Below are 20661 nucleotides of genomic sequence, written 5' to 3'. Positions count from 1 at the left end.
CCGCGAGAGCTCGAGGCAGGGGGCCCTGGACTACTCGTCGGACCACCCCGGCTCACGCTCTACAGCCGGGCAAAAGGTACTAAAAGACTATAATCCGAGTGATTGGTGTCCTGTGGCCTCGCGAGGGAGGGATATCCCGATGACCGAGAACACCGGCGTCGGGCTCGGCGCTGCGCCCGGTTCTCGCGGCCGTACGACCATCGCCGATGTGGTGGTGGAGAAGATCGCCGGAATGGCGGTACGGGACGTACGCGGCGTCCATGCCCTGGGCAGCGGATTCGCTCGCTCGATGGGATCCGTGCGGGAGCGGATGCCCGGCGCCGGCAGCGGCAAATCCGTCACGCGCGGGGTCAGCGTCGAGGTCGGAGAGCTGCAGGCGGCCATCGATCTGGAGCTCGTCGTCGAATACGGCGTCGCGATCACGGACGTGGCCGCCGCGGTGCGGGAGAACGTGATCTCCGCCGTGGAGCGGATGGCGGGTCGGGAAGTCGTGGAAGTCAACATCATGGTCAGCGACGTGAAGCTGCCCGACGAGGAGGGCGAAGGGGAGGAGCGGCAGCGGATCCGGTAGCCGGGGCAGCAGCCCGCATGAGTGAAGGAGCGCGAAATGAGCAGGGCCGTGGTGGGCTTGATGGCCGGAATGGCGCTGGGTTTCGCCGCGTATTTCGGCAACTTCTGGGCTTTCCTGCTGGTGCTGGGATTGGGCCTCGTCGGTCTCGTCATCGGGCGGTTCATGGAGGGTGATCTCGAACCGGGCGACTTCGTCCGCCGCCGGGACCGGCAGGATCGGATCCGTGACGACCGGCGACAGGCCCGGGGAGACTGGCGGCGGTGAGCGGCGAAGCCGATGAGCGTCCGGGCGTCCCCCGCGGGGAGCGCGGGGCGACCGCCGTCACCGACCGGGTCGTCGCGAAGATCGCGGCCCGGGTGGCGCGCGAGGCGCTGAGCCGGTTCGCCGAGTCGGCCGGCCACGTACCACTCGGCCGCCGGACGCCACACGTGAGCGCATCCGTACGGCGGGCGCCGGAACGGACCAGCGCGGGACGGGACGCCGAGTCCGCCGCCGAACGGCAGGCGGTGCTCGGCGAGGCACGGCTGCACATCAGCGTCGATCTCGGGTACCCGTCCGACATCGGGGCGCAGTGCGCCGCGGTGCGCCGGGAGGTCACCGAGCGGATCAGGGCATGGGCCGGCATGGAAGTGTCCGACCTCGCGGTATCGGTCGAGCAACTGCACTCGGCGCATACGCGGCACACGGACCGGGAGAGGGTGCGATGAGCGCGAACACCTCGCGGCAGCCGACCGGTGACAGCGACCTCTCCTCCGGTCCGGGACAGGCGGCTCCGTCCGCCGACGGCACCCCGGGGGCGGCCGAGGGCGCTACGAAGGTGAGCGACGGGTCAGGCCGGTCGGCGCACCGGTTCTGGTCGTCGCGGCGGATTCCGGCGGCCCTGGCAGCCCTGCTGTCCGCCGCGGCCGTCGGATTTCTCCTGTACGACGTGGTCGCGGTGCGGGCAGGCCGGAATGCGATGCGTTGGCGGCGGCGGCTCGCCGAGGAACTGGCCACACGGCCCCTGGACGACGTCTGGATGATCGTCGGGGCCGCGGTGGCGATGGCCCTCGGCCTGTGGCTCTTCCTGCTGGCGGTGACGCCGGGACTGCGCAGGCTGCTGCCCATGCGGCGGCCCACCGGCATCCCCGGGACGGAGGACGTCCGAGCCGGGCTCGACCGCCGCGCGGCCGCCCTGGTCCTGCGCGACCGGGCCATGCAGGTGCCCGGTGTCCAATCGGCACAGGTCGATGTCGGCCGCCGGAAGGTCAAGGCCCGGGCACGGGCACATTTCCGCGATCTTGAGGAGGTCCGCTCCGACCTGGACGCCGAGCTGGGCGAAGCCGTGACGTCCTTGGGCCTGGCCCGGCAACCCACACTGGCCGTGCGCGTCCGGCGCCCCAAGAAGGGCTGAGTGATCCTGATGCTCAAGACGGTGAACCGGGTGCTGCTCGGGCTGCTCGGCCTCGGACTGTTCGCCCTGGGCGGCGGCGTGCTGCTGGGCGCACTGGACCTGCAGCGCCACTGGGATTTCGAGGTGCCGGGCTGGTGGCCCTTCCGTGGGCCGGACGATGTGGTGCTGGGCGCCTGGGGACGCACCCGGTGGCGGGACGAGGGCTGGTGGTGGCCGACCGTGATCGCGGTGCTCGCCGTGCTGCTGGCCCTGCTGCTGTGGTGGCTCATCGCGCAGCGCAGACACCGCCTGGACCATGTCCTCGTCGACAGCGAAGACGGCGCCGCGGCCCGACTCAACGGCCGCACGCTGGAGAGGGCCATTGAGGAGGAGGCACAAGCCCTGGATGGGGTCTCGCGGGCTCATGTCCGGGTGACGGGCCGACGTACCGCTCCGACCGCACGCGTACGGCTGCTGCTGGAGCCACACGCGGACCCGGCGCGGACTCTGGGGCGAGTGAGCCGCGAAACACTCGCACACGCACGAGACTCGGCCGGCCTGGACCGCCTCCCGTCCAAGGTCCGACTCCGGGAAGTCCGCCACCGCGCCGAACGCACCACCTAGCCAGGAGTGGGATCGCGTCCTTGCCGGGCGGTGCCCGGTGCTGCCGCGCGGTGCTGTTTCCCCTGGTCGGAACGGCCCAACTTGATCCGGCTCATGCCGCCTTGTGTCGGAACGTCCGCTCACGCATCGCTCACGCGCTGTTGGCTGCCGAGCAGCGCCTGGTCAGACCTGCCCGAGGTCGATCTGCACCGGGAACGGGGCCACCATCTCGGCCGTCATGAAGCACCTCGCGGACACTGTGCTGCGGGCCCGATCCCGCTGGATTCAGCGTACTGTCCGCCATCCGTCCGGCATGCTGATGTCGCTCACGGCCCCTCCCCGGCTGCCGGCATCCGACAGCGAGCTCAGGGTGAGTGAGGAACCAGTGCCGGCCTGCGGAACGTCCTGGTCGTCAGCCGCGCCCGCGTCGAGGGACCGTACGGGGCGTCCACCTCGCTGCGCCGGACTCGGCCCGGTGCCCAGCTGATCGCCGGGGGGTGTGGGGATCACGCCCGTGCGGGCCATGCCGGAGGAGGAGGCGCCCGGCGACGTCGTCGTGCTCTACCGGGCGCGCAGCGAGACCGACGCCGTGCTGCTGAAGAGGTGCGCACCTGGTCGCGCTACGGGGGCGGGCGGCTGCACCTGCTCACCAGCAGAAGCAGCGAGGGCGGCACCCCGCCGTTCGGCCTGGGCAGCCTGCACCGGCTGGTCCCCGACATCACCGAACGCGACGTGCGCGTCCGCGGCCCACCCGCCCGCCATGACCAGGGCCGTGCTCGTCGGCCTACGAGACCCTGCGGGTCCCCGCGGGACCGGTACACGCCGAGAAATTCGGTCTGGCCTGAACCGGAAAGGGGCCCGGCGTCCAGACCCGCTACCGGCCGAGCAGTACCCGTCGCTCACGCAAAACGGCCCCGGACGAGGAGTCCGAGGCCGAGTAGGAGCCCTCCCTCGGGAAGAAACCCCACATCAGAGCGGTAATGCGTTGTGCCCCCGGCAGGATTCGAACCTGCGACACCCGCTTTAGGAGAGCGGTGCTCTATCCCCTGAGCTACGGAGGCGTGGCCGGAGGCGCGTGCCGTCAAGGTCGCGCCGCCGCCGACAGTGTAGCGGGTGGTCCCGGCGCGGCCGCGGGGCCCGGGTCAGGCGGCCGGGAGTGTGCGGTGCAGGCGGACTTCCCGGGAGGCGGGGGTGCGGACCGCCACGGCCGCGGCGTGGGCGGGGTCCACCGCGAGGTCCGCGATGTGCCAGTCCGGCAGGTCGGCGCGGACGTCGTCGGCGGCCAGGTCGCGGCCGAGGCCCGTGCCCAGGCCCTTGAGGTAGGCCTCCTTGCGGGCCCAGAGGCGGGCGAAGGCGGTGGTCCGGGAGGCGGGTGGCGCGGTCTCGATCTCTTCGCGTTCGGCCGGGTGGAGCATGTGCGTGAGCTGGGTGACCGTCTCGGGCTTCGGCAGCGGTTCCACGTCGACGCCTATGGGGGTGGCCGCGACGCCTATCAGCACCAGGTCGCCGCCGTGGGAGAGGGAGAACTCCAGCGGCGCGGGCGTGAGCACGGGCCGGCCGTGCGGTTCGTCGCAGCACGGGCAGGGGTCGCGGGCGAAGCGCAGATCGGCGGGGGCCGTGCCGGTCAGGGTGCCGAGGATCATGCGCAGCGCCGCGTGGGCGAAGCTGTAGCGCACCCGGTCCTCGTCGCGCATGAAGGCGGCCGTGCGGCGGCGCTCCTCCTCGTCCAGGATGCCCAGGTCGGGCATCGGCGGGCCGCTCGCCCCCGGCACCCGAAGCGCCCACACCGTCACGTCGCTGCCCGCCCCTGATTCCATGGCGGCATTTTGGCAGAGGAGGTGAGTCGGAGGAGCGAGCGGGCGTACACGGTGTGTAATATGCTCCGGCACACAGTGAACTGTAAGGGGATCATGGACGCGATCAATTCGCCCGCCCCGCTGGTCTCGGTCGTGACGGATGTCAGCGACCTGAGCGACGCAGAGCTGGCCGAGCTGCCGGACACTGTTTTCGGCGCCATGGTGGCGCGGCTGCGGGACGATGTGCTCCATCCCTCGAGTGAGCCGGTTTCGGCGTTCGGCTCGGCGCTGGTCGAAGTGGGCCGGCCCGGGCGGTGACGCCCCGCCAGTTTCTGCTGAAGCTGCACGGCCGGTGCAATCTGGCCTGTTCGTACTGTTACGTGTACGAGGCCGCTGATCAGAGCTGGCGCGTCAAGCCGCGGCGCATGGCGGTCGAGACGGTGCGCCGGACGGCGCTGCGGATCGCCGAGCACCGGCGTGACGGTGTGGCGATGTCGGTCATTCTGCACGGCGGTGAGCCGTTGCTCGTCGGCCCCCGGCACCTCGACGAGACGCTGAGCGTGCTGCGCGGCGCCCTGGACGGGGGCGCGGGCGAGGTCGTGCTGGGGATGCAGACCAACGGGGTGCTGCTGCGCGACCCGGAGGTGCTGCGGGTGCTGCACCGGCACGGCGTACAGGTGGGGGTGAGCCTGGACGGGACGGCGCGCGACCACGACCGCAACCGGCGGTTCGGGAACGGGCGGGGCAGTCACGCCGCGGTCGCCGAGGGGCTGAGGATCCTCGGGTCGGCGGCCCACCGGCGGCTGTACGCGGGGGTGTTGTGCACCGTCGATCTCGCCAACGATCCGGTGGAGACCTACGAGGCGCTGCTGGAGTTCGCCCCGCCCCGGATGGATCTGCTGCTGCCGCACGGGAACTGGCACGCTCCACCGCCGGGGCTGGAGGGCGGGCCCCCGGTGGGGACGCCTCCCGTGCCCGGGGAGGGGAGGACGCCGTACGCCGACTGGCTGTGCGCCGTCTTCGACCGCTGGTACGGCGCGCCCCGCCGCGAGACCGGCATCCGGCTCTTCGAGGAGCTGATCACGCTGCTGCTGGGCGGCCGGGCGAGCAGCGAGATCGTCGGCACCGGACCCATGGACCTGGTGGTCGTGGAGACGGACGGCACGCTGGAACTGGCCGACAGTCTCAAGGTGGCCTACGACGGCGCCGCGACCACCGGCCTCGACGTCTTCCGGCACTCGTTCGGGGACGTGGCGCGCCATCCGGCGTTCCGTACGCCGGACAGGTCCCCGGTCTGCGGCTCCTGCCCGCTGGAGCGGGTCTGCGGCGGTGGTCTGTACGCCCACCGCTACGCGGAACGGCCGGGCGGGGGCGACCCGTTCGGGCATCCCACGGTGTACTGCCGGGACATGGCCGCCCTCATCACGCACATCGAGGCCGCGGTGGGCCGGGACGTCGCGGCCCTGCGCAGAAAGGCGGTGGTGGGATGACCGCCAGGCACGTGGTTCCCCGCGAGACGTTCCTCGCCCTGGCCCGCGCGCGCGGCGGCGCCGAAGCCGTCGCCGTCCTGCGGGCCGGGCAGCTCAGCAAGCGGCGGCTGCTGCTGGGCGCGGTGCGCCGGGCCGCCGAGGAGCGCCGGCCGCGCGCCGCCCGCGAGGCAGGGCTGGCCGAGACGTACGCGGCCCTGGAGCGGCTCAGGCGGCGCTCCCGCGAGCAGTGGGAGGAGGCGCTGCTCCAGCCGTACGTCGACCTGTGGGCGGCCGAATGTCTGCGCCGGATGTACGGGGAGGGCGGCGAGGAGCCCTGGCTGCGGGGGCTGGCCGAACTGCTGGAGACCAAGGGGCATCTGGTGCGGTTGGAGGCCGCCGGGCACCGGCTGACGCTGCGGATCGACGACCGGGGCCCGTACCGCGAGGCGCACGGGGAGCCCGTGCCGGGGCCGCTCGACGAGGGGGCGCTGCGGGGGTGGCGGGAGGCGCTGGCCGGTGCGTGGCGGGTACTGGCCCACCGGCACCCCTGGTACGCGCGTGCCGTCGGAGCCGGGCTGTCGACGCTCGTTCCGCTCCGGCCGCGCCCGGACGGCACCGGCGTCTCGTCGGCGGTGCGGCGCGGCTACGGCGCGGTGGGGGTGTCCCTGCCGCCCGACCCGGAGCGGCTCGCGCTGGCGCTGGTCCATGAGTTCCTGCACGTCCAGCTCGGTGCGCTGCTGGATCTCGTGCCGCTGCACGGGCCGGACTCGGGTGCCCGCTTCCACGCGCCGTGGCGACCGGACCCGCGGCCGGCCGGCGCGTTGTTGCAGGGGACGTACGCGCATCTGGGCGTGTCCGACTTCTGGCGGGTGGAGAGGGGGGCGTACGCCGGGGAGCAGTACGCGCAATGGCGTGAACGGACCCTGAAGGCCGCCGGGACGCTGCTGGGCAGCGGTGAACTCACCGCGGCGGGCGAGGAGTTCGTGCGCGAGGTGCGGGGGGTCATGGTGGCCTGGGACGGGGCGTAGGCGACTTCTGGCCAGAACGTGACACTTCGCCTGCCGGAAGCGTTCGCGGCGCAATAATCGGCTGACCCGGAGGGTATCCAGGCTTGGCCGGGGGCGCTGTTCGCCTGCGTACAGCATCGGGAACCGTGGGGGCGCGGGTGGGGCCGTACTTCTTTCTGAGCTACGCCAGAACCGACGACAAAGACGCCTATGTGCGGCAGTTCTACGACGACCTGTGCGACCGGATCATCGAGCTGTCCGACAGTGCCGCTCAGGTCCCCGTCGGATTCCGCGACAACAGTTCCATCCGCATCGGCGAGCACTGGAGCGAGCAGCTGGAGCGGGCGCTCGGCAGCTGCCACTCCATGGTCGCCCTCTACTCGCCGGCGTACTTCCGCAGCGAGTGGTGCTCGCGGGAGGCGGGCGTGATGATGCGCCGTGCCGGACAGTACTTCGCCCGCACGCGGCAGGGCTCCTCGGCACTCATCCCGGTGCTGTGGCAGCCGGTCGAGGTGCCGCAGGAGGTCGCCCACATCCAGTACGTCACCGACGGCCTCGGCTCCTGGTACGCCGACGCGGGTCTGCAGCGGCTCCTGCAGCGCGACCCGACGGGGGACGACTACCAGGGCGCGGTCCGGCTGATCGCCCAGCGCGTGCTGGACGTCGCCCGGGCGGAGGAGCTGCCCGTCCCGGAACACCCGGTCCGCCTCGCCCAGGAGCCGCTGTCGTTCCAGCCCCGCACCACCCCGACCCGGCCCGGGAGCACCGTCCGGTTCTTCGTGGCGGCCGGTACGTCGGAGACAGCGCCCGAACACCGGCGCGGGGCGCCCTATTACGGCAGGGCCGGTCTCGACTGGAACCCGTACCACCCGCAGGAGGAGTACCCCCTCTACCAGCAGGCTCAGCGGCTGGTCACCGCACAGGGGTACGGCACCGCCTACGACGAGGTGGGCGCGGGCCTCGCCCGCCGGCTCAACCAGGCGTGGAACGACGACCAGGTCACCATCCTTCTGGTGGACGCCTGGAGCGCGCCCGCCGCGCCGCACCGCAAGCAGCTGGAGCAGTTCGACCGGGCCGAGCACCCCGCGACCGGCGTCCTGGTGCCCTGCCACCCCCAGGAGGAGCGGGACCGGCACGAGCTGTGGAGCGCGGTGACGGAGGTCTTCGAGCGCAAGGCGTCCCGCGGTGCGCACGACCGGCAGTTCCAGATCCGGGTGTGCTTCGGCGACTTCCAGAAGGCCCTCGGGCAGATGGTGTCGGCCGCGCAGAACAACCTGATCCGCAAGCGCCGCGCCACGGTGCCGCCGGGGGAGGACGACGAGGACGGGGCGCCCGCCGCCCGCCCGATCCTGCGCGGTCCGAGCGGCGGCCCGGCCCGTGTCCCGCCGCAGAAACCGGGCGCTTCCGGCACCACCCCGGCGCAGCGCAGGCCGCCCCGCTGGTCCGGCGGCCGCGGGCCGTACATCCCGTACAACCCCTACGCACCGCAAGAGTGGCGCGACCCCCGCAGTGAGGGAGGGCCAGGGCGATGAGCAGTCCCGGCACGGACGAGCACGGCACCGTCGTCACGTTCTACTCGTTCAAGGGCGGAGTGGGCCGCACCATGGCCCTGGTCAACACGGCCTGGATCCTGGCCAGTAACGGGCTGCGCGTCCTCATGGTCGACTGGGACCTGGAGGCGCCCGGCCTGCACCGGTACTTCCACCCGCTGCTCGTCGACCCCGAACTGAACTCCACCGAGGGTGTCATCGACCTCATCCGGGGTTACGCGCTGCGCGCCGACGAACCGGGACCGGACACCCACGAGGACCGCGTCCAGTGGTTCCGCGACCGTACCGACGTGGACCGCTGCATCGTCGGTGTCGGTCTCGACCTCGACGGCGGGGGGCGGCTGGACTTCCTGCCCGCGGGGCTCCAGGACGACGGGTACTCGGCCGCCGTGTCCACCTTCGACTGGGACCACTTCTACACCCGGCTGCGGGGTGCCTCGTTCCTCACCGCGCTCCGCGACGAGTTGCGCGGACGCTACGACTACGTCCTGATCGACAGCCGCACCGGCCTGTCCGACACGGCCGGCATCTGCACCGTCCTGCTGCCCGACGTCGTCGTCGACTGCTTCACGCTCAGCGCCCAGTCCATTCAGGGCGCGGCCGCCGTCGCCGAGTCGGTCCGCGCCCAGCTCACCGCGCGCCCGGTGCGGATCCTGCCCGCGCCGATGCGGGTCGAGTACGCCGAGCAGAAGAAGCTGGAGGCGGGCCGCGACCTCGCCCGCAGCCGCTTCCTGTCGTTCCTGGACGGCATGAGCCGCGAGGAGCGCGACCGGTACTGGGGCGACGTGGAGATCCCCTACCGGCCGTTCTTCGCGTACGAGGAGATCCCTGCGCCCGTCGGTGACCGCCCCCACCAGGGCACCAGCCTGCTCGCGGCGTCGGAGCGGCTCACCGGCCGGATCACCGAGGGCCGGATCACCCGGCAGCGGCCGATGCCGGAGACCATGCGCCGGGCGTTGCTGTCGTCGTACGAGCGGACCAAGCCGCCCGTGCCGTCGGACATCTTCCTCAGCTACGCGCCGGCCGACCGGATGTGGGCCGAGTGGATCGCCGCCCGGCTCACCGGCGTGGGCTACCACGTCGCGCTCAGCGGTGCGGCCGAGCACGCGGGCGCGGACACGCTGACCGAGGTGCGCCGTGCCCTGGACGGGTCGGGGCGGATCGTGGCGCTGCTGTCGCCGGACTATGTGCGCCTGCCGCACGCGCACGAGGTGTGGAAGGCGGTCTCGGCCCGGGACCCCGAGGCGTCGCAGCGGATGCTGATCCCCATCCGTATCCACGCCGCCCCGCTGCCCAACCCCTTCGCCGACCTGGTCGCCGTCGATCTGGTCGAGCGCGACGGGCAGGACGAGGCGGAGGCGGCGCTGCTGGCCGCGGTGGGGCGGCCCGACATCGCGACCCTGGACCGGGTGCCACCCGCGCCGCGCGCCCCGGCCGACGAGGACCGCGGACCGCGTTTCCCCGGCACGCCGCCCCCGGTGTGGCACGTGCCCGCGCGCAACGCCGCGTTCACCGGGCGCGGGCGGACCCTGGAGGAGATCAGGGACGGGTTCGCGGCGGGCGGGCCGCTGGGCGGTCCGCCGCAGGCCGTCTTCGGCATGGGCGGCGTCGGCAAGACCCAGGTCGCCATCGAGTACGCGCACCGGTTCGCCGCCGACTACGACGTGGTCTGGTGGATCAACGCGGGCCAGACGGGGCTCGTCCGGCAGGAACTGGCGGCGCTCGCCCCCCGGCTGGGCCTGCCGACCGGTGACGATGTGACGGTCACCTCCAACACCGTGCTGGAGGCGCTGCGGCAGGGCCGGCCCTACCGGCGCTGGCTGCTGGTGTTCGACAACGCGGAACAACCCGAGGCGCTGGCCCCGTTACTGCCGTCCGGCGGCCCCGGGCACGTCGTCGTCACGTCCCGCAACCGGGCCTGGGTCGAGCGGGCCACGCAGGTCGAGGTCGACGTCTTCACCCGCGAGGAGTCCGTACGGCTGCTGCAGGCGCAGAACCCGGACCTGCCCGACCGGGACGCCGGCCAGGTCGCGGAGGCGCTCGGTGACCTGCCGCTCGCGGTGGCCCAGGCGGCGGCCTGGCTGGAGCAGTCCGCGATGCCGGTGGAGACGTATCTGGAGCTGCTGGAAACCCAGTTGGCCACCATGCTGGAGCAGGACCCCGTCACCGCCTACCCCCGGTCGGCGGCGGCCACCTGGCTGCTGGCGCTGCGGTCCGTGCGCGATTCGATGCCCGCCGCGGCCCAACTCCTGGAGCTGTGCGCCTTTTTCGGTCCCGCACCCATCCCGATGTGGGCGCTGTACGGGAACAGGGCCGGTGAGCTGCTGTCCCGGCACGATCCTCGGCTGGTCGACCCGATGCGGATGGGCGCCCTGTTCGCCGAGATCAACCGGTACGGTCTCGCGCGGACCAACCAGAGCGACAAGACCATCACCCTGCACCGGCTGGTGCAGGAGGTGCTGCGCTCGCAGGTGCCGCGTGAGGAGTGGACGCCGATGCGCGCCCATGTGCACGCGATCCTCGCCGAGGCCAACCCGAGGAACACCGAGGACCCCGCGTCGTGGGACCGGCACGCCGCGCTGCTGCCGCACATGCGGCCCTCCCGGGCGTTCAGCAGCGGGGACAGCAGGGTGCGCCGCTGGATCGCCGAGTCGGTGCGCTACCTGTGGCGCCGCTCGGACTACACCGCCGCGCAGGAGACCGCGGAGCGGGCGCTGGCCTCGTGGATCCCCGACTTCGGCGAGGACGATCCGCTGGTGATCTACCTGCGGACGCAGTACGCCAACGCGCTGCGGTCCAGCGGGCGGATCGACGAGGCGTACGCCATGGACGAGGCGGCGCTGCGCCGTGCCCGGGAGGTCCTCGGCGCCAACGACCAATACACCTTGGTCGCGGCCGGGAACCTGGGCGCCGACCTGCGCAGCCGCGGCGCCTACACCCAGGCGCGGGACATCGACCGGGAGACGTACACACTCTCCCGGCAGGTCTTCGAGCACAACCACGCGCGCGTGCTGTTCGCGGCCAACAACCTCGCCGTGTCGCTGTTCCTCGTCGGCGACCGGCTGGCGGCCCGGGACATCGACCGGGAGGTGTGGCTGGCCCGGCGCGAGGTCACCGGCCCCACACACCCCGACACGCTCAACTCGGCCAGCAACTACGCCCGCGACCTCAGGGAGACCGGGGCGCTGACGGAGGCGCTGAAGCTGATCCAGGAGACCGTGGAGGCGTTCCGGCGGACGACCGGTGAGCGCCACCCCGCGACCCTGCGCGCCAGCCGCAACCAGTCCGCGGTGCTGCGCCGCATGGGCCGGTACGAGGAGGCCAGGGCGCTCAGCGCGGACATCTACGACGCCTCGATGTCGGTGCTGGGGCCCGACCACCCCGACACCCTGTCGGCCGCGGTGAACCTGGCCTGCGCGCTGGTCGCCACCGGCAACGCCCAGGGCGCGCGGGCGCTCGCCCGGGACGCGCTGGACCGGTACCGCACCCAGCTGGGCGAGCGGCACCCGTTCACCCTGGCCTGCGCCAACAACCTGGCGATCTACCTGCGGCTGACCGGCGAGCGGGAGGAGGCGCTCGCGCTGTCCCGCCGGACCGTGCGGCAGTACCGGGAGGTGCTGGGGGAGCACCCCTACACGCTGACCAGCATGATGAACCACGCCACCGACCTGGTGGTGGACGGCGATCTCGACGGGGCGGTCCGGCTGGAGCGCGAGGCGTACGACGCCTTCGTGCGGGTGCAGGGTTCCGACCACTACGACGCGATCGGCTGCGCCTCCAACCTGGCGCTGGACCTGCGGACGGCCGGCGCGGAGGACGAGGCCGCGGCGCTGCACCTCGAAGCGGTGCGGAGGGCCCGGACCACGATGGGACCGGACCACCCGACGACCGCGGCGGTGCGGGGGTGGGTGCGGCTGGACTCCGACATCGAGCCGCCCGCCACCTGACCGAAAATAAGTGGCCCATGCATCTACCTCCTTGACGAGGAGCCGCACGGGCACATAGCGTCACGGGCGCAGTCAGTGAGCAAGCGCTTGGGAAGAGGCCCCGGGGTGTCGTACACCGATCCGTCGACGCACGATCCGCTCACCGCGCCCGGGGCGCCCTTCGAAGCCGTGGACGGGGTGTACGTGTCCGGGCCGCGCACCCTGCGCGAGTTCGTCGAGACCACCTGGGCCTTCGGCGACCGGCCCTTCCTGGTGGCCGGAGACACGACGTACACCTATGCCGAGTTCTTCGCGTCCGCGAGCGCGCTCGCCCGGCGCCTGGTCGAGGTGTACGGACTGCACCCCGGGGACCGTGCCGTCGTCGCGATGCGCAACCACCCCGAGTGGCAGATCGCGTTCTGGGCCGCCCAGCTGGCCGGGCTGGTCGCCGTCCCCCTGAACGCCTGGTGGACCGAGGACGAGTTCACGTACGCCCTCGACGACTGCCGGCCGCGCGTCCTGCTCGTCGACGGGGAACGGCTGCCGCGCGTGCGCGCCTGGTCCGAGCGGCACGGCGTGCGGGGCGTGGTCTTCCACGGGCGGCCGGGGGAGACCGCGGACGGGGACGGAGGGCCCTTCGAGCGGTACTTCGAGCGCTACGAGGACCTGCCGGCCGCCGATCCGGCGCTCGGCCCGCCCGACGCCGACGTCCGGCCCGAGGACGACGCCACGATCATCTACACCTCCGGCACCACCGGCCGCCCGAAGGGCGCGGTGGCCACGCACCTGGCGCAGGCCGCGGCCGCCATGAACCCCCGCTACCAGGCCGCCGCGGCCGCCCTGGCGCGCGGCGACGTGCCGGGGGCGGGCCCGGCGCCCGTGTCGCTGACGACCTTCCCCTTCTTCCACGTCGCCGCGTTCACCTCCTTCTACGCCGTGATGGCGGCCGGCGGCACGCTCGTCCTGATGCGCAAGTGGAACGCCGGTGAAGCGCTGGACCTCATCCACGAGCACGGCGTCACGCACTACGCGGGCGTCCCCACCACCGCACTGCACCTGCTGGACGAGGCCGCGGCGACGGGCCGGGACCTCGGCCCGTTGAGGCACCTCAACACCGGTGGCGCGGCCGCCCCGCCGGAACTCGTCGGCCGGCTCACCGCCCGGTACGGCGAACGCGTCGAGCCGCGCAACGGGTACGGGCTGACCGAGACCTGCGGCGGCGTCACCGCGAACTTCGGCGCCTCCTACCGCCGCTTCCCCGGCAGCGTCGGTCGTCCCACCCCGGTGACCGAGGTGCGGATCGCCGGACCGGACGGGCGGCCCCTGCCCGACGGCGAGGTCGGCGAGCTGTGGCTGCGCGGCCAGTCCCTGGTCCGCGGGTACTGGGAGGACCCCGAGGCGACCGCCGCGGCCTTCACCCCCGAGGGCTGGTTCCGGACCGGGGACCTCGCCACCCTGCACGACGGGCGGGTCAGCGTCGTCGACCGGATCAAGGACATGGTCGTCCGCGGCGGGGAGAACGTGTACTGCGTGGAGGTCGAGGCCGCGCTGCACGAGCACCCCGACGTGCTGGACGCGGCGGTGCTGGGGGTGCCGCACCCGAGGCTCGGCGAAGAGGTCGCGGCCGTGGTCCGGCTCCGGCCTGGCGCCACCACGGGGGCCGAGGAGCTGCGGGCACACGTCGCGCGCGGCCTGGCCGCGTTCAAGGTGCCCGCGCACGTCCTCCTCCAGGAGGGGCCGCTGCCGCGCAACGCCACCGGCAAGGTCCTCAAGCGGGAGCTGCGCGGGCAGGTTCAGGCCCGGGTCACCCTTATGCGGTAGGCGCCCTTCGCGCTCTCGGACAGCACTTCGATGACGACGCCGGTCTCCTCGTCGGTGAACGACTGGCCGGGCCGGTAGGGGGCGTCCGAGAGCTCCGCGTGGACGTTGGGGCGCCGGGTGCAGCCGCCGCTGTCCCGGTCGCTGTCCACGACGGTGATCGGCCCCTGCCCGGTGTCCACGTCCGACTGGACGCGATAGATCAGGACGCCCGGTTCGCACACCGCCTCGTCGTTGCCCTCCCGCGTCCGTACCTCCACCGCGTACCCGGACTCGGCCGACACCGGGACGAAGGCCAGCTTGGTGCCGCCCGTGCGGGCCAGCGGGGTCAGGGTGTAGTCGCGGCTGCCGGGCGTCGACGCACAGCGCACCTGGTCGTTGTCGAGCCAGCCGAGCTTCCACTTGTGCCAGCCCAGCAGGTCGTTGTTGGCGCCCCAGTCCTCGGACATGATGTCCCAGTGCCCCACCGAGCCGCCGCCGTCGGCGGTGTAGAGGTCGGGGAGGCCGAAGACATGGCCGTTCTCGTGGGGCAGGACCCGGTAGCCCGTCTCGTGGTAGCTGCCCGAGCCGTCGTCCTGGCGGCTGTAGACGAAGGACGTGTTGGCGAGCGGTACCCCGTCCGCGTAGGGCGCGTCGCTGTTCCCGGAGAAGGTCACGGACAGCACGGTGTCCAGCGCCGAGGGCCCCGCGTTGGGTGTCACCAGCACATTGACCAGGTCGTACGCGCTGAAGTCGACCTTCGCGTCGGCCGCCGTCACGAGGTCCTCGACCAGCCGGCGGTAGCCCGGCTCATAGGGGGAGCCCCGCTCGATCCCGTACGCCTCGAACGGCTGCGGCATGCGCAGCCAGCCGGGCAGCGGCGCCTCGGGGCGGTAGCCGAGCCGGCCGTAGGAGCTGGTGCGGAACCAGTCGGTGGTCTGCGGGAAGAACTCGTCGTAGCGGCTCATCGCCGGGCCCTCGCCGGGCGCGTCCGGGAAGTCGACCATCAGATTGAGGGCGCGGACCTGCCCGGTGGAGCGGGTGTAACCGGGGGCGGTGGGCATCCCCTCCGACATCTGCACCCCTACGGTCGCCGTGATCCGGCACGGCCCGAGGTTGAGCTCGTCGGGGGCGGCCTCCGTGGCGATGGGGCCGGCCGAGACGCGGGGCGGGGAGGGAAGGATCGAGCTCGCCGTGGCCAGTGAGGCGAGGGCGAGGGTCGTCGCGGCACCGAGCGCGACCGGTCTGCGTATCCGCCGGCGGGTCTGCTGCATGCAATCGCCTTCGGTCGGGCGGCAGCAGGCCGGATCCGTGCTGCTCTCCGTTGCGATCAGCCTGTGGCGGGTGGTGCGCGGGCGCGCGTCGGGGTGGCCCGATCGTGGGTTTCTGACCGCTTCGGTGAGTGATGTGGATCACATGGGGGAGGGGAAATAACCGGGGACTGCCTCCCCGTTTGAACTTGCGTACCGACAAACGGGGAACAGGTCCCCGGATAGGTTCAAGGAGCAGACGTGAGCAGCACCGCCGGCACCACGACGCGCCGCGCGCCCCGGCCGCGGGCGGACGCCCTGCGCAACCGGGAGCGGATCGTCACGGCGGCCCGCGAGATCTTCGTCGAGCACGGCCCCGACGTGCCGTTCGACGAGATCGCCCGCCGGGCCGGGGTCGGCAACGCCACGCTCTACCGCCACTTCCCCGATCGCGACGCCCTCGTCCACGAGGTCGTCCTCTCCGTGATGTCCCGCACCACCGAAGCGGCGCTCGCGGCGGCCGCCGAAGAGGCCGACGCCTTCCAGGCGCTGCGCCGCTTCACGCACGCCGCGGCCGACGAGCGGATCGGCGCGCTGTGCCCGATGCTCTCCGGCGTCTTCGACAAGGACCACCCCGAACTGATCGCCGAGCGCGACCGGCTGGAGGAGGCCGTGCAGGACCTCTTCGACCGGGCGCAGGAATCCGGCAGGCTCCGCGCCGACGTCGCCGTCGGAGACCTGCTGGTCGCCCTCTCCCAGCTCACCCGGCCGCTGCCCGGCACCGCCTGCCCGGAGTTCGACCGGTTCGTCCACCGTCATCTGCAGCTGTTCCTGGACGGCCTCGAAGCGCCCGCGCGCTCCGTGCTGCCCGGCGCGCCCGCGACCCTGGAGGACATGCGGCGCGAGCCCTGATCCCCGCCTCCCCTTCTTCCTTACTCACACTTCTTCCTTACGCACATCCCTTTTCGCCGTTCTTCACCCGATACGCATCCCCAGGTGGCTACCCCCATGGCAAAAACGTCCTCACTTCCCGAGCTCAGCCCTGATCCCAGCCGCTGGAAAGCGCTGGTCTTCATCGCCCTGGCCCAGCTGATGGTCGTGCTCGACGCGACGATCGTGAACATCGCGCTGCCCTCCGCCCAGCAGGACCTCGGGATCTCGGACGGGAACCGGCAGTGGGTCATCACCGCCTACGCCCTCGCGTTCGGCGGTCTGCTCCTGTTCGGCGGGCGCATAGCCGACCTGTGGGGCCGCAAGCGCACCTTCGTCGTCGGCCTGCTCGGCTTCGCCGCCGCCTCCGCACTCGGCGGCGCCGCCACCGGCGAGGCCATGCTGCTCGGCTCCCGCGCCCTCCAGGGCGTCTTCGGCGCACTGCTCGCCCCGGCCGCCCTGTCGCTGCTCGCCGTGATGTTCACCGACGCCAAGGAGCGCGCCAAGGCGTTCGGCATCTACGGCGCGATCGCCGGCGGTGGCGGAGCGGTCGGCCTCATCCTCGGCGGCTTCCTCACCGAGTACTTCGACTGGCGCTGGACGTTCTTCGTCAACATCCCCTTCGCCGTGGTCGCCGCGGCCGGCGCCTACTTCGTCATCCGTGAGCCCGCCGGCGGCCGCAACCGCTCGCCGCTCGACATCCCCGGCGTCGTCCTCTCCACCCTCGGCCTGGTCGCCCTGGTCTACGGCTTCACGCGCGCCGAGTCCGACGGCTGGAGCGACTCCGGCACCGTCGGCCTGTTCATCGGCTCGGCCGTGCTCCTCACCGCGTTCGTCGCCGTCGAGGCGAGGGTGAAGCACCCGCTGCTGCCGCTCCGCGTGATGACCGAGCGCAACCGCGGCGGCGTCTACCTCTCGCTGGGCCTCGCCATCATCGCGATGTTCGGGCTCTTCCTCTTCCTCACCTACTACCTCCAGATCGTGAAGGGGTACTCCCCGGTCAAGACCGGCTTCGCCTTCCTGCCGATGATCGCGGGCATGATCACGGGCTCCACGCAGATCGGCGCCCGGCTGATGACCCGGGTCCCGCCGCGGCTGCTGATGGGACCCGGCTTCCTGACCGCCGCCGTCGGCATGCTGATGCTGACGCAGCTGGAGATCGGCTCGTCCTACACGGCGCTCATCCTGCCCGCGCAGCTGCTGCTCGGCCTCGGCATGGGTACGGCGTTCATGCCCGCGATGTCCCTGTCGACGCACGGCGTCGAGGCCCGGGACTCCGGTGTGGCCTCCGCGATGGTGAACACCTCGCAGCAGGTCGGCGGCGCGATCGGCACGGCGCTGCTCAACACGATCGCGGCCTCCGCCACCACCGCCTACATCGCCGACCGCGCGGCCGCCGCGACCTCCCCGCAGGCGCAGAAGCTGCTCCAGCTGCAGGGCATGGTCGAGGGCTACACCAGCGCCATCTGGTGGGCGGTCGGCATCCTGGCGGCCTCCGCCGCGATCGCCGTGACCCTCATCAACACCGGTCGTCCGGGCTCCGGTTCGGTCCGGGCCTCCGGCGGCGGCGCCGCCGAGGACGAGGTGAAGATCCCCGTCGTCGCCCACTGAGCCACTCCCGAGGGGGAGTTTCCCGCCGGGTTCTTCGGAACCCGGCGGGAAACGTATATTTCCGTACCCCAACTTCTGCTTATGCTTCTGACGTGTTCGATTCCCGGTACATCAAGACCTTTCACGAAGTGGTCAGGACCGGTTCCTACACCGCGGCCGCCCGCTCGCTCGGCTACACGCAGCCGGCCGTCAGCCAGCAGATGAAGGCCCTCGAACGCGACGTCGGCACCCCTCTGTTCACCCGGGTGGGCCGCGGACTCAGGCTCACCGAGGCGGGCGAGGCACTCACCCGCCACACCTCCACCATCCTCGACAGCCTCGCCGCCGCCCAGCAGCAGATCGACGCCATCGCGCGGCTGCGCTCCGGGCGCGTACGCGTCTGCGCCTTCCCCAGCGCCGGGGCCACGATCATCCCCGAGGCCATGGCCCGGATGTCCTCCGAGCACCCCGGGATACGGGTCGAGTTGGTGGAGAGCGAACCGCCCGAGTCCCTGCGGATGGTGGCCCGTGGCGAATGCGACATCACGCTGGCCTTCAGCTATCCCGGGCTGCGGGTCGACATCCCCGACGAACTCGAAGAGGTCCAGCTGCTGGAGGACCCCGTCACGGTCCTGCTGCCCAGCGGCCACCCACTGGCCCGGCGCCGCGCCGTGCACCTCGCCGACCTGGCGCACGAGCGGTGGATCGCCGGCTGCGCGCGCTGCCGTGCCAACTTCCTGCATGCCTGCGCCGAGGAGGGGTTCACCCCCGACATCGCCTGCACCACGGACGACAACCTGGTGATGCAGAGCCTGGTGGCGGCCGGAGTCGGCATCGCCATGGTCCCCCAGCTGGTGCTGTCCTTCCTCTGCCACAAACAGGTCACCGGCCGGATCGTGGAGCCGCACACCCGCCGCCAGGTGTACGCCTACGTGCTCCGCGACCATATGCGGATCCCCGCCACCGCACTCATGCTGGACGAGATCGTCGCCTCCGCCGAGGCCAGGGTCGGCTGCTGAACCGGGCGCCGCACGCGGGCGGCGAACCATAAGCAGTTGCTGGGGCCCCCTCAAAGAACACTCCTTGGACGTGCCGCTCCCGCCGCCGGACGCTGCCGTCATGACCACGACCTCCCTGGCCCCCAGCACCGCGCGCCTGCGCACCCTCGTCGCCGAGATACGCGAGACCGTGGAACGCGGACTGCCTCCGGAGCCGACCGCCCGGCTCGTGGCGGAACGCCTCGCCCCGCACCTGTGTACGCCCGACCTGCTCACCGAGGCCCAGTGCGAGGGCGATCCCGACCGCTACCGCCAGCACGTGCTGCACGCCGAACCCGACGGCGGCTTCTCCGTCGTGGCCATCGTGTGGCTCCCCGGACAGGCCACCCCCATCCACGACCACGTCTCCTGGTGCGTGGCCGGCGTCCACCGGGGCGAGGAGCACGAGCGGCGCTACCAGTTGGTCCCGCACGGCACTACCGCCCGGCTCATCGCCACCGACGACGTGGTCGCCCCGGCCGGCACGGTCGCCTCCTTCGCCCCGCCCGGTGACATCCACCTCGTCCGCAATGGCGGCACCGACACCGCCCTCTCGATCCACGTCTACGGCGCGGACATCTCCCGCCTCGGCACCAGCGTCCGGCGCGTCTACCGCCTGCCGGCCGACCGGTGATGGCCCTCGCCGGACCGCGCACCCACACCGTCACCGGCAGCCACAAGGCGCCGGACCGCCCAGGAACCGGCCACCGCGGGCGCTTCGGGGCACGGATCGGGGCGCGCCTCGCGGTGCGGCCCGGAACCGGCCCCGCGGCCGGGCTCACCCTGGCCACCGCGGGGGTCGGCGCCGCCTGGCTGGTGCACCTCGCGCTGCCCGCCGTCCCCGTGCTCACCGCCGCGGTCGTCCTCGGCGTCGCGGCCGCGCACACCCCCTGGCTGCGCACCCGGGTCCGCGGCCGCTGCCGCGCCGGACTCACCCTGGCCGGCAAGCGGCTGATGCGCGCCGGGGTCGTCCTGCTCGGGCTCAAGCTGAGCCTGTCCGACGTCCTGGGCCTCGGCTGGCAGTCGGTCGTCATGGTGCTCGCCGTCGTGGCCGCCACCCTGGCCGGCACCTGGTGGCTCGGGCGGCGCCTGGGCCTGCCCGGGGACCAGCCGCTGCTCATCGCGACCGGCTACGCGATCTGCGGCGCCTCCGCCATCGGGGCGGTCGGCGCGGTGCGCGACAGTGACGACGACGATGCCGCCGCGTCCGTCGCCCTGGTGACCCTGTGCGGCACGCTCGCCATGGCCGTACTGCCCTTGCTGCACGGGCCGCTGGGGCTGAGCGACGCGGAGTTCGGCCGGTGGGTGGGCGCCGGTGTCCACGACGTCGGCCAGGTGGTGGCGGCCGCGCAGACCGCCGGCCCGGCCGCTCTCGGCGAGGCCGTGCTGGTCAAGCTGATGCGGGTCGCCCTGCTGGCGCCGCTGGTGGCCGCCCTCGTCGTGGCGGCCCGCCGCCGGGGCCGCGCCTCGACGGGTGGTGCCCGGCCGCCGCTCGTACCGCTCTTCGTCGCCGGGTTCCTCGCCATGGTGGTCCTGCGTACGACCGGGGTGCTGCCCGCACCGGTGCTCACCGTCGCCGGTACGGCTCAGGAACTGCTGCTCGCCGCCGCCTTGTTCGGCCTGGGCAGTGCGGTGCACCTGCCGACGCTCGCCCGGACCGGTGCCCGGGTCGCGGCGCTGGGGCTCACCGCCTGGGTGCTCATCGCCGCGGCGTCCTACGCCGGCGTCCTGCTGACCGCGGGCGCCTGAGCGGGCCCGTCCGC

18 protein-coding genes and 1 tRNA gene are annotated in these 20661 nt (G+C 72.7%); 16 read left to right on the top strand and 3 right to left on the bottom strand.

The annotated features are described in order from the left end of the window. Positions 1 to 139 precede the first annotated feature (139 nt). The 5 genes from ACY34K_RS25775 to amaP are packed head-to-tail and all read left to right on the top strand — an operon-like array spanning position 140 to position 2567. A complete protein-coding gene (locus ACY34K_RS25775) occupies positions 140 to 571 on the top strand; it encodes an Asp23/Gls24 family envelope stress response protein (protein ID WP_462751123.1) in 432 nt (143 codons plus the stop codon). 36 nt (positions 572 to 607) lie between these two features. Beyond that, a complete protein-coding gene (locus tag ACY34K_RS25770; protein WP_462751122.1) occupies positions 608 to 835 on the top strand; it encodes a hypothetical protein in 228 nt (75 codons plus the stop codon). Further along, positions 832 to 1278, top strand: coding sequence for an Asp23/Gls24 family envelope stress response protein (locus tag ACY34K_RS25765; RefSeq protein WP_462751121.1), 447 nt, complete (start codon positions 832 to 834; stop codon positions 1276 to 1278). The genes ACY34K_RS25770 and ACY34K_RS25765 overlap by 4 nt, the downstream gene beginning before the upstream one ends. After that, the gene (locus ACY34K_RS25760; protein ID WP_462751120.1) at positions 1275 to 1964 is read left to right on the top strand and encodes a DUF6286 domain-containing protein; all 690 of its coding nucleotides are present in this window, start codon (positions 1275 to 1277) and stop codon (positions 1962 to 1964) included. The genes ACY34K_RS25765 and ACY34K_RS25760 overlap by 4 nt, the downstream gene beginning before the upstream one ends. Positions 1965 to 1973: 9 nt before the next feature. Further along, positions 1974 to 2567, top strand: coding sequence for an alkaline shock response membrane anchor protein AmaP (gene amaP, locus ACY34K_RS25755; RefSeq protein ID WP_462751180.1), 594 nt, complete (start codon positions 1974 to 1976; stop codon positions 2565 to 2567). A 967-nt stretch (positions 2568 to 3534) separates the two neighbouring features. Here amaP and ACY34K_RS25750 read toward each other — a convergent pair. After that, positions 3535 to 3607: transfer RNA gene (locus ACY34K_RS25750), tRNA-Arg, on the bottom strand. An 81-nt stretch (positions 3608 to 3688) separates the two neighbouring features. Continuing rightward, positions 3689 to 4363, bottom strand: coding sequence for a 4'-phosphopantetheinyl transferase family protein (locus ACY34K_RS25745; RefSeq protein ID WP_462751119.1), 675 nt, complete (start codon positions 4361 to 4363; stop codon positions 3689 to 3691). 93 nt (positions 4364 to 4456) lie between these two features. On the opposite strand from ACY34K_RS25745, the gene fxsA reads away from it, so the two are divergent. From fxsA to ACY34K_RS25715, 6 genes are all read left to right on the top strand, one after another. Beyond that, positions 4457 to 4660, top strand: coding sequence for an FxSxx-COOH cyclophane-containing RiPP peptide (gene fxsA / locus ACY34K_RS25740; RefSeq protein ID WP_462751118.1), 204 nt, complete (start codon positions 4457 to 4459; stop codon positions 4658 to 4660). Next, complete coding sequence (locus ACY34K_RS25735; RefSeq protein WP_462751117.1) at positions 4657 to 5832, top strand: FxsB family cyclophane-forming radical SAM/SPASM peptide maturase; 1176 nt, start codon at positions 4657 to 4659, stop codon at positions 5830 to 5832. The genes fxsA and ACY34K_RS25735 overlap by 4 nt, the downstream gene beginning before the upstream one ends. After that, positions 5829 to 6839: an aKG-HExxH-type peptide beta-hydroxylase gene (locus ACY34K_RS25730; protein ID WP_462751116.1), complete on the top strand. Its 1011-nt coding sequence runs from the start codon at positions 5829 to 5831 to the stop codon at positions 6837 to 6839. Before ACY34K_RS25735 ends, ACY34K_RS25730 begins: the two co-directional genes overlap by 4 nt. Positions 6840 to 6964: 125 nt before the next feature. Continuing rightward, positions 6965 to 8350, top strand: a complete 1386-nt coding sequence (locus ACY34K_RS25725; protein WP_462751115.1) for a TIR-like protein FxsC — start codon at positions 6965 to 6967, stop codon at positions 8348 to 8350. Next, positions 8347 to 12315 carry an FxSxx-COOH system tetratricopeptide repeat protein gene (fxsT, locus tag ACY34K_RS25720; RefSeq protein WP_462751114.1) on the top strand — a complete coding sequence of 1323 codons (3969 nt, stop codon included), beginning with the start codon at positions 8347 to 8349 and terminating at the stop codon, positions 12313 to 12315. Before ACY34K_RS25725 ends, fxsT begins: the two co-directional genes overlap by 4 nt. 105 nt (positions 12316 to 12420) lie before the next feature. Further along, positions 12421 to 14115: a class I adenylate-forming enzyme family protein gene (locus ACY34K_RS25715; protein WP_462751113.1), complete on the top strand. Its 1695-nt coding sequence runs from the start codon at positions 12421 to 12423 to the stop codon at positions 14113 to 14115. Here ACY34K_RS25715 and ACY34K_RS25710 read toward each other — a convergent pair. Beyond that, positions 14088 to 15365 (bottom strand): M6 family metalloprotease domain-containing protein, encoded by a 1278-nt coding sequence (locus tag ACY34K_RS25710; protein WP_462751112.1) that lies wholly within the window; start codon positions 15363 to 15365, stop codon positions 14088 to 14090. The genes ACY34K_RS25715 and ACY34K_RS25710 overlap by 28 nt on opposite strands. 237 nt (positions 15366 to 15602) lie before the next feature. On the opposite strand from ACY34K_RS25710, the gene ACY34K_RS25705 reads away from it, so the two are divergent. From ACY34K_RS25705 to ACY34K_RS25685, 5 genes are all read left to right on the top strand, one after another. Continuing rightward, positions 15603 to 16253 carry a TetR/AcrR family transcriptional regulator gene (locus tag ACY34K_RS25705; RefSeq protein WP_462751111.1) on the top strand — a complete coding sequence of 217 codons (651 nt, stop codon included), beginning with the start codon at positions 15603 to 15605 and terminating at the stop codon, positions 16251 to 16253. Positions 16254 to 16349: 96 nt separating this feature from the next. Beyond that, positions 16350 to 17882, top strand: coding sequence for an MFS transporter (locus ACY34K_RS25700; protein ID WP_462751110.1), 1533 nt, complete (start codon positions 16350 to 16352; stop codon positions 17880 to 17882). Between the two features lie 92 nt (positions 17883 to 17974). Continuing rightward, positions 17975 to 18880 carry a LysR family transcriptional regulator gene (locus tag ACY34K_RS25695; RefSeq protein WP_462751109.1) on the top strand — a complete coding sequence of 302 codons (906 nt, stop codon included), beginning with the start codon at positions 17975 to 17977 and terminating at the stop codon, positions 18878 to 18880. Between the two features lie 100 nt (positions 18881 to 18980). Beyond that, positions 18981 to 19532, top strand: a complete 552-nt coding sequence (locus ACY34K_RS25690; protein ID WP_462751108.1) for a cysteine dioxygenase family protein — start codon at positions 18981 to 18983, stop codon at positions 19530 to 19532. Beyond that, positions 19532 to 20647, top strand: a complete 1116-nt coding sequence (locus ACY34K_RS25685; protein WP_462751107.1) for a YeiH family protein — start codon at positions 19532 to 19534, stop codon at positions 20645 to 20647. Before ACY34K_RS25690 ends, ACY34K_RS25685 begins: the two co-directional genes overlap by 1 nt. Positions 20648 to 20661: the final 14 nt, after the last annotated feature.

This window comes from Streptomyces sp. STAM6 (genome assembly GCF_054963715.1).
Note: the sequence above shows the minus strand (reverse complement) of the source record. Positions and strands in the feature narration are given on the sequence as shown.

What these genes read in the sequence shown, in the direction of transcription:
- ACY34K_RS25770 (WP_462751122.1), top strand. Translation starts at nt 608, where the DNA reads ATGAGCAGGGCCGTGGTGGGCTTGATGGCCGGAATGGCGCTGGGTTTC.
- ACY34K_RS25685 (WP_462751107.1), top strand. Translation starts at nt 19,532, where the DNA reads ATGGCCCTCGCCGGACCGCGCACCCACACCGTCACCGGCAGCCACAAG.
- ACY34K_RS25690 (WP_462751108.1), top strand. Translation starts at nt 18,981, where the DNA reads ATGACCACGACCTCCCTGGCCCCCAGCACCGCGCGCCTGCGCACCCTC.
- ACY34K_RS25775 (WP_462751123.1), top strand. Translation starts at nt 140, where the DNA reads ATGACCGAGAACACCGGCGTCGGGCTCGGCGCTGCGCCCGGTTCTCGC.
- fxsT (WP_462751114.1), top strand. Translation starts at nt 8,347, where the DNA reads ATGAGCAGTCCCGGCACGGACGAGCACGGCACCGTCGTCACGTTCTAC.
- ACY34K_RS25760 (WP_462751120.1), top strand. Translation starts at nt 1,275, where the DNA reads ATGAGCGCGAACACCTCGCGGCAGCCGACCGGTGACAGCGACCTCTCC.
- ACY34K_RS25710 (WP_462751112.1), bottom strand. Translation starts at nt 15,365, where the DNA reads ATGCAGCAGACCCGCCGGCGGATACGCAGACCGGTCGCGCTCGGTGCC.
- fxsA (WP_462751118.1), top strand. Translation starts at nt 4,457, where the DNA reads ATGGACGCGATCAATTCGCCCGCCCCGCTGGTCTCGGTCGTGACGGAT.
- ACY34K_RS25745 (WP_462751119.1), bottom strand. Translation starts at nt 4,363, where the DNA reads ATGGAATCAGGGGCGGGCAGCGACGTGACGGTGTGGGCGCTTCGGGTG.
- ACY34K_RS25700 (WP_462751110.1), top strand. Translation starts at nt 16,350, where the DNA reads ATGGCAAAAACGTCCTCACTTCCCGAGCTCAGCCCTGATCCCAGCCGC.
- amaP (WP_462751180.1), top strand. Translation starts at nt 1,974, where the DNA reads ATGCTCAAGACGGTGAACCGGGTGCTGCTCGGGCTGCTCGGCCTCGGA.
- ACY34K_RS25730 (WP_462751116.1), top strand. Translation starts at nt 5,829, where the DNA reads ATGACCGCCAGGCACGTGGTTCCCCGCGAGACGTTCCTCGCCCTGGCC.